This is a genomic window from Rothia sp. HMSC036D11, assembly GCF_001814205.1.
GTDB classification, from domain to species: Bacteria; Actinomycetota; Actinomycetes; order Actinomycetales; family Micrococcaceae; genus Rothia; species Rothia dentocariosa.
The window spans coordinates 25,431-37,923 of record NZ_KV815300.1 but is presented as its reverse complement, the minus strand read 5'-3'; the positions used below and the strand labels follow the sequence as shown (position 1 = coordinate 37,923).

At 47.5% G+C, this 12,493-nt stretch carries 9 protein-coding genes; 7 read left to right on the top strand and 2 right to left on the bottom strand.

The features are described from left to right. Nucleotides 1-205 precede the first annotated feature (205 nt). Nucleotides 206-1,321, top strand: coding sequence for a signal recognition particle-docking protein FtsY (ftsY, locus tag HMPREF2958_RS05245; protein WP_080974371.1), 1,116 nt, complete (start codon nt 206-208; stop codon nt 1,319-1,321). Nucleotides 1,322-1,504: 183 nt separating this feature from the next. Here the strand turns inward: ftsY and HMPREF2958_RS05240 are convergent, their stop codons facing one another. Then, nucleotides 1,505-2,452: a hypothetical protein gene (locus HMPREF2958_RS05240; RefSeq protein ID WP_070697133.1), complete on the bottom strand. Its 948-nt coding sequence runs from the start codon at nt 2,450-2,452 to the stop codon at nt 1,505-1,507. Nucleotides 2,453-3,326: 874 nt separating this feature from the next. Here HMPREF2958_RS05240 and HMPREF2958_RS05230 point away from each other — a divergent pair. The 5 genes from HMPREF2958_RS05230 to HMPREF2958_RS05210 all read left to right on the top strand — a co-directional run bounded on the left by HMPREF2958_RS05230 (nt 3,327) and on the right by HMPREF2958_RS05210 (nt 8,940). After that, nucleotides 3,327-5,105 (top strand): type I restriction-modification system subunit M, encoded by a 1,779-nt coding sequence (locus HMPREF2958_RS05230; protein ID WP_083313704.1) that lies wholly within the window; start codon nt 3,327-3,329, stop codon nt 5,103-5,105. Beyond that, nucleotides 5,105-6,265: a restriction endonuclease subunit S gene (locus tag HMPREF2958_RS05225; protein ID WP_070697129.1), complete on the top strand. Its 1,161-nt coding sequence runs from the start codon at nt 5,105-5,107 to the stop codon at nt 6,263-6,265. The genes HMPREF2958_RS05230 and HMPREF2958_RS05225 overlap by 1 nt, the downstream gene beginning before the upstream one ends. Nucleotides 6,266-6,291: 26 nt before the next feature. After that, nucleotides 6,292-7,161 (top strand): DUF6414 family protein, encoded by an 870-nt coding sequence (locus HMPREF2958_RS05220; protein WP_070697127.1) that lies wholly within the window; start codon nt 6,292-6,294, stop codon nt 7,159-7,161. Nucleotides 7,162-7,262: 101 nt separating this feature from the next. Further along, nucleotides 7,263-8,444 (top strand): ImmA/IrrE family metallo-endopeptidase, encoded by a 1,182-nt coding sequence (locus tag HMPREF2958_RS05215; protein WP_070697126.1) that lies wholly within the window; start codon nt 7,263-7,265, stop codon nt 8,442-8,444. A gap of 1 nt (nt 8,445) precedes the next feature. Continuing rightward, nucleotides 8,446-8,940, top strand: coding sequence for a DUF4411 family protein (locus HMPREF2958_RS05210; RefSeq protein WP_246828041.1), 495 nt, complete (start codon nt 8,446-8,448; stop codon nt 8,938-8,940). 56 nt (nt 8,941-8,996) lie between these two features. Here HMPREF2958_RS05210 and HMPREF2958_RS05205 read toward each other — a convergent pair whose 3' ends face one another. Continuing rightward, a complete protein-coding gene (locus HMPREF2958_RS05205) occupies nt 8,997-9,623 on the bottom strand; it encodes a hypothetical protein (RefSeq protein ID WP_070697124.1) in 627 nt (208 codons plus the stop codon). Nucleotides 9,624-9,848: 225 nt separating this feature from the next. On the opposite strand from HMPREF2958_RS05205, the gene HMPREF2958_RS05200 reads away from it, so the two are divergent. Beyond that, nucleotides 9,849-12,488 carry a hypothetical protein gene (locus HMPREF2958_RS05200; protein WP_070697122.1) on the top strand — a complete coding sequence of 880 codons (2,640 nt, stop codon included), beginning with the start codon at nt 9,849-9,851 and terminating at the stop codon, nt 12,486-12,488. Nucleotides 12,489-12,493: the final 5 nt, after the last annotated feature.

Genomic DNA, 12,493 nt, shown 5'->3' with positions numbered 1-12,493 from the left:
GGGAGCGCATCAGAATCTTGCCTGATACCGCTCGCTCTCACTAGTCTACTCTTCATAAGAATCGTCAGGCAGGAGAATTTTGTATATTCCTTGCCTGCCATGAAACGCCTGAGCGAAGAGTCATTTTATGCGGAAGTGCGCTGCAGAACGGATTTTCCTTCACAAGCCCCCTTTTCATCTTCATACCAGCCGGTAAGCTAGTAGTGTGAATGAATCAATGTGGATAATCCTGGCAGTTGTGCTGGGTGTATTAGTGATTGCTGGCGTTATTTTCGCCTTTACACGCGGTGCTAAAGCGCCGCGTGGCGGGTATCCGAGCACACGTGATGCTGATGATACGCAGACGGAAGACACATCGGAAGAGACCGAGCAACCAGCCTCCCGTTACGATATTCCTGATCCTTCGGCGGGGCGTCTGGTGCGGCTGCGTGCCCGTTTGGCGCGGTCGAACAACATGCTGGGCAAGGGGCTTTTGGCTCTGCTCTCACGAGATCGCATCGATCAGGATGTCTGGGATGAGGTCGAAGAGACTCTACTCATGGCTGATTTGGGGGCTGAGCCGACCACTCGCCTAGTGGAGGCGCTTCAGAAACGGGTGCGTGTGGAGGGAACCGATAACCCCGCCGCCGTGAAGAAGATGCTTCATGAAGAGCTTCTTGAGATTATTGGTCCCACAATGGATCGTGAGCTAAAGACCGAGGGCACCGACGGTAATCCCGGCGTGGTGCTTGTGGTCGGCGTGAACGGGGTAGGGAAGACCACGACGGTCGGTAAGATCGCCCGCGTGATGGTTGCGGACGGAAATTCGCTTCTGCTGGGCGCGGCTGATACCTTCCGCGCTGCGGCTTCCGAACAGCTGACGACTTGGGGCGACCGTGTGGGCGTGAAGACCGTGCGCAGCGAAAAGGAAGGTGCTGATCCTGCCTCTGTTGCCTTCGACGCGGTAAAGACCGCTAAGGCTGAGGGTATCGGCACGGTGCTGGTCGATACTGCGGGTCGCCTGCAGAATAAGGCTGGGTTGATGGATCAGCTCGGCAAGATCAAGCGCGTGATTGAGAAGGAAGCGCCCGTGACCGAGGTGCTTTTGGTAATTGACGCGACTACCGGGCAGAACGGTATGGTGCAAGCGAAGGTTTTCGGCGAAATCGTGGATGTGACCGGTATTGTGCTCACCAAGCTTGACGGCACCGCAAAGGGCGGCATCGTTGTGGCTATTCAGGAAGAATTGGGTGTTCCCGTCAAGCTCGTGGGGCTCGGCGAAGGCCCGGATGATCTGGCCCCCTTCGACCCCGAAGGCTTCGTGGATGCGCTTCTCGACTAGCAGCTAGCGGTGGGTAAATCCGTTGCTTCGGGCCCGGCTTATATCGGAGTCTGACAAGCGGGAGCGTTTTCTTCATTCGGGAGCAGTTAAACTGCTCCCGAATGAAGAAAACGCTCCCGCTTTTTACCTCTGCCCCCGCAAGTTCTTCCTACGAAGCTACTGACCGACGTATCTAGTGACGACCTAACCGTGCCCTGCCAGACGAGCGTAGGATTCAACAATCCAGGTAATCGCCCAATCATGGGTAAGCCAAATAGCAACTAGACCTGGCACAAGAACTACCAGAGCATTGATGCGATACTCGCGAGAGTTCATAGTGCGAGGCTTATGGTGGTACAGCACCGCATATGAATTTACCAAGGGGAAAAACGCTTTCAGGAGCGCCAGAGACATCATCACGACTGCCAGCAGGTAGAGCATTACGACGAAGTATCCTTGAGGTCCATAGAGTTTCCCGATAGATGTCACAATATCTACTACTAAAACGTGCTGCCCCTGTGCAACGTTAATATTCTCCCAGATGCGTTGCCTCATGCTAGCAAAGCTCCACTGGTTTCCCGGAGTATTCATGCGTACTAGTGATAGGGCTAATGGTGCTGAAAGTGCAGTTACTTCTAAGGGGAACCAGAAGAACCGGGACGTTGCAGTATCCTTTAGCTTCTTAGATTTTTTCCCCACGATAATAACGGTAATACTCAAAATAGCTACGATAGCTAAGGCAACCGCCAAAATAGCATTCACTACTGGCCATGAGACCAGAAAAAGGGCAGCGACTAGAATAGGTATAGCGACCATCATGAGAATGTTTTCCGCGTCGTCATCGGGGTTTTTCTGCGGAGAATTATGGTTATGATGAGTCACGTTAGTACTCTGGTCAACATGATTATTGTCGCCTGAAACCTGCGCGACGGATCCATCTCCGTGATGATTCAACACTTGATTATTTTCTCCGGAGACATTGCCAATGTTTTGATTCACGTTGAGCACTCCGTTCTGATTGTCCCCATTTTTACGTCGAGTCGGTTTAACTTTGACTGCTGCGTAAATACCGCCTGCAAGGGCGGTAACCCAACCGGCGATCAGCGTTGCGGTTGTGCTTTCTGCAATATTAATCCAGTTCATATCTTTCATTAACTCCTCTGCATTCAAGGTTCTGGAGCGGTCAGAGCCTTGAAGATTTAGATGATGGTATCCGCTCGATGTTTTTACGGTACGTCGTGTAAAACTCGTGATTCCAGGGGAAACAAAGTTACCCGGGGGTAACTTTTTCTGCGCTTTCCCGAGTTCTCTGCTGGGTCTAGTGTGTTTCTTGAAGGGGCGGCGAAAGAACTAACCCCACCAAAAGCGAAAGTATCCAAGTAGAGGGGATGTAAAGATGGCAAGATACAGCCGGAAAAGTCGCCATAACGGAAAAATCCGCCGGGAACTTTGCATGAAAGCTGGTAAGTCATACCGTGCAAAGCCCACAGGGCGTTGCGGTAGAACTGGCAAGATGGGATACGCAGACAGGCTCGCAGCAATGATAGCGCTCAGTAGATGTGCTAGTCCTATGAATCGCAAGAGTAAACGTGAAGAAAAACGAGTCTATCGATGTCCCTTTTGTTCAATGTGGCATTTGACCTCAAGAGATCTGTTCCCGCCTAAAAACCAGAGCGGCAAGAAATCTAAGAAATCGGGAGTGAGGCAGAAGGTGCACCCACAGCCTATAAAGTTATCTAGTTCTGGTTCGAATCCTCGGTTTTCAGTGAATACAGCAATAAAACCAGATGTGGGTCAAGAACTAGTTTTATGGTAGCCGCATGTAAATCGATACCTGATAGGTTCTGCGTGCTGTCAGGGTTGACAAATCGTAAGGTGCACTCGGTGCACTGTTTGTAGAATAGTGAAGTGGTGGCGTGACTTTTCGCCTCTGCTTCAACCACTTGGATATTACCCTCATGGGTAGCGATCTCAATGCAACGCACTAGGTGTTGTAAGAATTTTTTGAGAGTTAGGATAAATCCTCATGGCTCACGCCGAACAGCAGGCTCTTGATTTAGAGAGCATCAGCACAGATAAGACCTCTACCCGTACGGGGCGTCCAAAAGGATCTTCAACAAAGAAAAAACCAGGTGTCTCTACGCCAACCACGTCGAAAGAACTCGCCGGTCACCTGTGGAAGGCGGCGGATAAGCTACGTGGTTCTATGTCAGCTTCAAACTACCGAGATTTTATTTTGGGTCTGATTTTCTTGAAGTATGTAGGCGACACATTTGAGGCTACTCGCGCTCAGTTGAAGGAAGAACTGAGCGACATATACGACGGAGATGACCTTCTGGAATCTTTAGAAGACCCGGATGAGTATTATGCGAAGGCAGCGTTCTACGTGCCCCGTGAGGCTCGCTGGTCAGCGATTTCTCAGCAGGTGAAGAGTGGGGCGGTTGGGGAGCTTCTAGATCGAGCGATGATCGCGGTCATGGATCATAATGAGAACCTGCGAGGTGCGCTGCCCGTGATCTATAACAGTGAGGGTGTAGACCAGCGCCGTCTGGCGAGCGTGATTGACCTGATCTCAAACACGAACTTCTCTGCAGTGCGCGATTCTGAGCACTCCTCAACGAAGGACGTTCTGGGATTCGTGTACGAATATTTTTTGGGAAAGTTCGCTCGTAAAGAGGGTCACAAAGGTGGCGAATTTTATACCCCAACCACGGTGGTGAATACTTTGGTGGGTATTCTTCAGCCGCTGGACGGCACGCTGTATGACCCGTGCTGTGGCTCGGGTGGCATGTTCGTGCAGTCAAATGTGTTTGTGGAACATGCGGGTGGCAACTTTAAGGTTGATGACCAAGGTCGTCGTACAAAGCTACATGTGTATGGTCAGGAACTGAACCAGACAACCTGGCAGCTAGCACGTCTTAACCTTGCGATTCATGGCATTGATGGGAATGTCGGAACGCGCTGGGGTGACACATTTTTTGAGGACCGTCACCCGGATGAAACTTTTGATTTTGTGATGACGAATCCTCCGTTCAATATCAAGGATTGGGCTCGTAACACGGATGATCCTCGTTGGCGCTTTGGCATTCCTCCTGCGGGGAACGCTAATTACGGCTGGCTGCAGCATGTGTGGTCGAAGCTGAACTCGCATGGTAACGCAGCCGTGGTGATGGCTAATGGTACGTTGACTGTTGAGACCAGTGGGCAGGGTGAGATTCGCCGTGCCATGATTGAACATGACGCGGTTGCTGCCGTGCTGGTACTGCCCCCAAATATGTTTACGACCACGACGTCGCCGGCGTGCGTGTGGATTCTGTCGAAGGATAAGAAAATAGGGCGGAACGGCTCGAAGGATCGTTCGGGCGAGATTCTGTTCTTGGACGCTCGGAAAATGGGGCACATGGTGAGTCGTACGGAACGCGTGTTTTCTGAGGCTGAGATTGCGAAGATCGCGAATACCTGGTGTGCGTGGCGTGGTGTGAAGTCGTTGTATCACAATGATGGCACCTTGGTGGGTGAGGGGGAATCTGTACTGATTCAGCCCTATGATGATGAATTAGGCTTTAGCTTCAGCGCGTCACGTGAGCAGGTGGCTGAACAGGACTATGTTCTGACTCCAGGACGCTATGTGGGCAGTGCCAAAGTTGGGGCAGAAGACGTTCAGGCATTGAACGCTCAGATAGCCGATCTGCAGACACAGCTATTGGAACAGTTCGCGGAATCTGAACGTCTGGCACAGGTAGTTCGAGAGCAACTAGCGTCCTTGAACCTCGACGGTTTTGGATCTGAAGAAGTGGAGAAGTAATGGCGACTCTAACGGATGCTCAGCGCGCAGCTGGGTGGAAAATTGTTAAATTGGGGGATGTTACAACGAAAATCGGTTCTGGTTCTACTCCTCGTGGCGGTAAGTCTGCATACACCGAAAATGGAGCAATATTAATTCGTTCCCAAAACGTTCTAGATAATAAGTTAGACTTTATGGATGCTGTACACATACCGGCCGAAGCAGAGCAGAAGCTAAAAAGCGTAAAGGTCTATATCGGAGATGTACTTCTAAATATAACCGGTAGTGGAGATACTACAATCGGTCGTTCTGTGTATGTTAAAAACCTGCCTGAAGTGGCATATGTGAATCAACATGTTAGTATAATCCGAGCGGATTCGGAAAAAATTAATCCTATGTATCTTCAGAAATATCTAATGGCTTTTAAAGAATTGTTATTAAGCCTAAGCTATGGTTCTACTCGTGATGCTTTGACAAAAGGAATAATTGAAGATTTTGAGGTTATTCTTCCACCGCTGGAAGAGCAGGATCGTATTGCTAGTGTTTTGGGTTCTCTTGACGACAAGATAGAAGTAAACACCCATCTTATTCAACTATTAGAGGAGACGACGAAAGCACTTGTAAGGGAGGACGAATCTATAGTTACGTGTAAAATATCTGATAAATTAATTCAATCAACCAGGCAAGAATTACCAATTACCGCTACTTCAGATATGGTATATCACTATAGTTTACCTGCGTATGACTGTGGAAAAACTCCTAAATTGGAAGATCCAAAGTCAATAAAAAGTAATAAATTTCTTGTCACTGAACCTTGCCTATTGCTATCAAAACTAAACCCTAGAACTCCTCGAATTTGGTGTGTATATCCTAAAAAAGGATATAAGAATTATGCATCAACTGAATTTGTAGTATTTGTTCCAAAAAAACATGAAGAACTAGCCGCATTGTGGGTCTCATGTTCTGAAGGAAGTTTATACAAGGACCTTGAAGGAATGGCAGGAGGAACGTCTGCCAGTCATCAACGAGTAAAACCAGTAGATATTCTTATGCAAGACATTAGCGTTCCAAAAAATATTAATATTTACAATAATTATGTATCTCAGATTGAATCCTTGTATTCAGAGAATGCATATTTATCAGCTATTCGTGATCTACTGATAAAAAAACTTATCGGTTAACTCTAGTAGTAAGGAGAGATAAAATCATGGAAACACCCTATGTATATCGCAACTATACCTACCTTGACGGTAGTTTTCTCAATACTATTGCTGAAGATATTGATATGGATGTAAAGCTCAGCTATGAAGTTGTGGAACGTACTACAAAGGATAAGGGGGGAAAAGCAGGTTTTGGAGCTCGTGGTTTTACTGCTGGTGGTGAACTTTCGAGTAAATCTGAACGCCAGGAAACGTACTCACTAAGCAAAGATGGAAAATCTACATCTACTAAGATTATCAAGCACTTAGTTAGTAAAGATATGGTTTTTACCCATGATATGTTTCAGAATGAAGAGCAGCCTATTGAGAAAGGCTCTCTTGTGGAACTGGAGGGTAGTGCTTTAATAACTGCTGCAAGCTCGATAGGGCGTCTAATGCATGCATTTCACCCAGTCATCAAAAGAACTAAAAATTTGATGGATTTACAAAATCTGGGTATGGACTCTAAGGATATTGATAAGGTAGTTAGTAAGTATTTAATAGCAGAAGATCTCCCAAATATTAACTTGCTCTATAAGATGTTTGTGTCTGATATACCATCCAAGAATATTATGAGCGTGTATCTCAATTTTAAGCCTGGGAATTTTCTTGATACTCAAGAATCAGTCAACATGGAAGATCAGTTTACTGTATTTGGTGTAGTTAAATTGTTGGTTCCTGGGAATGGAAACGGTAAGGGTACTGACGCGTGGATTATGCCAGGATTTAATGATATATTTCGAAAAACTTTATTGGCTGGTGGCATACCTGATAGTTTAATTAAGAACCCTCTTATCGTTGAAAAAACTTCAGATACTGATCATCCTGAATATATTAAAGGGCCTGTCATGATAGTAGATGTTATCGCAATGTATTAAAATTCTAAACCTACTTCTAAAATAACTTTTGGGAAACTTGTTGTCATAACGCTTAGCTGAACCGTAAAACCAGTTAAACTATAGAAGAGAGGAGGGAAGCGGTGAGTGTTAAAGTTCCTGTAGAGCCGAGTGTGCTTCGCTGGGCGCTTGACCGTGCTGACATGTCCGAGACTGAAAAGGCTTTTGACAAGCTACGTGTTTCTGAATGGCTCAGACAAGATAGTCAGCCAACCATTAGCCAGCTCACGAAGTTTGCTCAGAAGACCCATGTTCCCTTCGGCATGCTCTTCCTCTCTGAGCCTCCTGCTGAAGAGAAACCTCTCGCCGATTTTCGGTTCCGTGGTTCCGCACCAGAGAAATACTCTGCTGAGCTAACCGAAACCATCCTGGAACAGCAACGGCGGCAAAACTGGTACCGTGACTATGCTATTGCGCGTGGCTTAGAAGCGAATGAATATGTGGGATCTGAAACTTTAGCGAGCAACCCCGAACAGGTAGCCGACCGTATTCGTTATGATTTCGGGTACACTCCTGGGACGGTGCGCTCTGGAGCCGAGGCACGCAAAGCAATTATAGAACTATTGGAAGAAAACGGTTTTCTCATCAGTGTTGCCGGAGTCGTAGGTTCCAACACTCACCGCCCCTATGATCCGAATGAGTTTAGTGGATTTTCTCTCTCCAATGACTATGCACCCACTATTTTCGTTAACGGTCGAGACACTAAAAACGCCCAAATCTTTACGTTATTACATGAGCTGGGGCATCTTCTGCTAGGGGAGAGCGGAGTATCTGTCTCCGGCGGCGAAGAGGTGCATCAGCAGCATGCAGAGCAACAGGCTCACAACGAACGCTGGTGTGACTCTTTTGCTGCACATTTTTTAGTTCCTCCTGCAGAGATACGCAAAAAAGTACGAGCATTACCCGGCGACGGGGATGAGATAACAGAGGACTCGATAGAGAAACTGGCATCGCATTTCTGCGTCAGCGTCTTGACGATCCTCAATAGTTTGCTAAATGAAAAGCTTATAACGTGGAATAAGTATACCGAGTTATATGAGCCCATGAGTGAACAAGCTATTGCTCATGCACAAGAGAGCGGTATAACCTCTGGCGGAGGTGACTATTACCGCACAAAAATCTATGCTCTAGGTAAACGGTTCGCAAATGCAGTTTTTGCCGACGCTGCCAGTGGGCGCACCACCTATACGGAAGCGCACCGCCTACTTGGTGTACCCAAAACAGAAACCTACGAGAAGCTCGCGCAGAAGGTAAGGGAAGCGTAACGTGTCTTCCGATACTATTTTTCTCCTTGACACTAATGTCTTAGTAGAAGCTCACCGCAGATATTATGCACACGATATAGTCCCCAGTTATTGGAGATGGCTCCACAATGAGATCGCTCAACAGGGCCGGATCATCAGTATTCTTCCCGTTTATAAAGAGCTCATTGCTGGCAAGGATGAACTTGCGCAATGGGCCAAGGAAAGGGAAAAATATTTTAAACCTTTAACGCAGGAAAGTATAGGAACTTTCAGAGAAGTCGCTGACTGGGCGCAGAACAAAGAACAATACAAACAAACGGCTAAAAATGAATTTCTGAGTGTCGCCGATAGTTCAATTGTTGCTTTTGCCAAAGCACATGACTACACGGTGGTAACTCTTGAGCAACCTGCACCAGAGTCTAGGAAACGAATTCTGATACCAGACGCCTGCCATGCCCATGGGGTAAAGTACTGCGATCCTTTCGAGATGATGAGGTATCTTGGCGGATCAATCTGATGGGCTTTCACCGACCGGTACGCGGTGAAAGCCCATCAGATAAGATTCAATGCTCGTTAGTAGATCGCTCCCGAAGGTTGAGGGGTACTATCCTGATCTAAATCTTGGGGTACGTGTCGTACAACAGACGCAGATACCACATTCCACAAGAAAATTAGTGGGAAACCCAAGACAAGTACTATAAGACAAAGCGCAAAGACACTGAAACTTACTCCGACGGTGGGTTCAAGTAGATACTGACGATGGCGTACCATGTCTCGAATTAGAAAACCTACTAATATTGCTGCTGTAACAATCAAGATTCCAAGCCACTCAACCCATGAAGTTCCTCGTAAAGCTAGCAGCGTGAGGCTTAGTACAATCCAGGTCGAAGAATAAGAAGACTGCTTCTCCCAGACATCGATTTTAGCTAGATTACTGGTCCCAATAAGAAGCGTAATAGATGAGAAGACTGCTACTCCTTGTAACTGCGCAAACCCCTTAACCATGCTGTACCAGTCGACATTAACGTGTAGATAGCGGAGAATTCCATCAAGTACTGGTAGAAAAGAATAGTCCGAGCCTTCAAGAATTACGCACCAGGCAAGTAATGCTGTGATAAGAGTAAATAACGTACCCACACTAGGAATTGCCTTCTTGACCCGGTCTGAGGCGGCTGTGACGACGAATGCTCCAGTAGACATCGATCTTTCCTTTCTCGAGCTTTTTTATTTGCCCCAAAAATGAGCATATTCTCACCGTATACATGTTTTAAGGACCTCGCCACCAAATCCGTCATCCTCCAGCATCTCTGCTGGGCACAGCATGGTTTATGTACATTTCCTCCAGAATTTTGCGATAATCAAAACCAGAGAAAATCTCATCACCACAGCATATTTTGTTGAAATATAAATTTTTGCAGGAGATATATGGAGGACCTTCGCGCTCTTGTATCGGGCTTCTCCCTCAGCCGTGCTCGGTTGGCTGCCGCAGCGAGTGTGAGCGAAGCAGCCATTAAAAAGCTCACGAAGAAAGAACTTGCCCCTGCACTTACCGCCGAGAACGAGATCGACTTAGGTCTTGCCTTCGGTATTATGCTTGGTCTTGACGATCATGGAAACTCCACAGGTAAGAACCGCACTAAAACATCAAGTCCCGAAGAATTCACCTGCAATTTGCTTCGTGAACGGTTTCTCGCCGAGTTTACCAACACCGCTGATCCGGTAGGGGTTATTGAGCTCCTGAGTTCTCTTGTTATGCTGTACACCCCGCTTGAGCAAACGGTCGAAAACCCACTTCATATCCTTGAAACCGCTTACGTTCAGCGTCCACAAACTAGCTTTGAGCTCAAAGCATCAGAAACAGAACCTTATTCCCAAAACTCTATTCGTGTACATCGAGAACCACCCACTTGGCTTATTATTGAGGCTTTTCCTGAAGAGCAACGCCCACTGATTATGGATATTGTGGTTCCTGTTTTAGAACAGGGGTGCGAAACCCTCATCCATGCACAACCACGCAATACTCTGCTGACGCCTCAAGATTGTATGCGTCTTACCTGTGCTTACGCCTTCGCTGTAGCCGAAGAGTATATGGAGCAGAACCATAAATTTGCAGAAATACAGGCTGTTCGAGAGAAAATCTCTCACCGCGATCAGCATCACACCGTCCCCAACCACGAGGTTCTGCTTTATCTGGAAGAAATACTTGGTAACCGCCGAGAACTTCTGGTCCATGGCGTGAACAGTACATACGAATTTGCCTCTGTAGCTCTTGCCCACAATTTTGAGCGTGCTGAAAATGTATCCTTCAGTGTAGAATCGAGCGCTTCCTCAGAAAATACCGGGCAGCGGCAACTTAACGTCTATAAACTGATGCTTGCTGCGCTGAGCGACGAAGGACTGCAGCGCGCTCTCGAAATACATGGATCAGAAACGCCAGATCCCTACAACGGGAAGCTGCCCTCTGATCACCTACTGTTTCTTCCCTTAGATACAGATTTAACAGACCTGCGGCACCTTTATGAAGCGCAAGACAAACAATGGGAAACAATCTTCGCACATGCCTACAGTGAGGATAAACAAGTAAGTACTCTCCAACCTGGAGAAAACCTGGTCGTGCTTGGACTACACGATATCCTCAGTAAATTTGGAGGCTCGCGTCGCCTGCCCCAAGAAACAAAGCCCTGGTATGTGCCCTATGAACGCACCGGAATGCTCAGCACAGAGCATGAAAACCCGTATCACAAGATGCGGTTACGTGCCTTGATCAACCTTGGCGATAACAGGCTTAAACGCAACACCAAAGCTAAAATGGGGCTAGCCGTATTCCGCGTTCCCACTCTTGGAGAACAGCTACAAAACTCCGTATATCTTGCTGATCTTTCCTACGCTGCCTTGGCAGAGGATAAACCTGACTCGGATAAAAACACCCAGCGTGCCCATACAGTAGCCCAGACCGTGCTCTCATACCTGAATACGGGAGAAATTCATCCAGAAGATCTAACTATTGGGTGCATCGTCCGCTCAGACAAGCTTGAGCATGCTTCATTCCATGAAGTGTACCGTGAAGCACCTGGCGGTAGCCTGCTCAGTGATTATGAGATGATGCTGCGTATTCCCCAGCAGCTTCAAGAGATGCTAGACGATATTGCGGATACAACTTTAGAGCCTTGGCCAGTTATTCCTCGGGCTCCCGAAGAAAATATACGTTACCGTGGCAGTGATAGTTACGAGGTTCCTCTAGAACATCTTATTGAAGAGCGCAGGATCCTGTATGTTCCCGGCAATAAACTGGAAACTGGCTGTCTACGATTTGGTGAACCCAATTACAGTGAGCACACCGTGTTTGATCCGTATGCCTTGAGCAGATACAACATGATGGGACAATTGCCTCAGCAGGTTCACTTTTTGACTTCGCAGAATTTACCTGATGAAGCTACCTTGACCGAAGAGTACGATATTGTAGTGTACCCCGCGCATACAACCGACGCGCCAGGTCCTGCTGTCTACGTCGACCAAGAGGGCAATAACCTGGTGTCTTCACCAGCGTTTGTCCTTCGGCTTTCTCCGTCTGAAGACGGAAACGCTCACCGGTACGAACGCTCTACAACATTAGCTGCGCTTCTGCTGAGTTCCCTCAACAGCCAGAAGGAGAGCGAAGGAAGCGGAGTAGGAAGTTACCTATCTCCAGAAAAGCGCATAAAGTCAAAGGTTTTTAACTGGAGGCAGCTCCGTCTACCTTACACGGCATATCTACCTAGCGTGAAGCTCCGAAACGCGAAGGATCCACGAACCTTGCCAGCGAAAGAACGGCAAAGATACACTTCCGCTGAAAATCAGATGCTGTGGTTGCTTGGCGAAGCTGCACCAACCCCGGAAGAAGAAGCTGATATCAGCGCTTACGCTCAATCATTCACAGATCTGAAGAACCTGGAAGATAAGCTACAGCGTGCCCTCGAAAAAGTACGAACCATGCAAAACATTAGTGTTCATGGTATCACCTCAGGCAACCTCAGCATCAGAGGATTTGCGCATCATCAAAACCTTCGGAAGAGGTCTGATGTTTAGAGTCC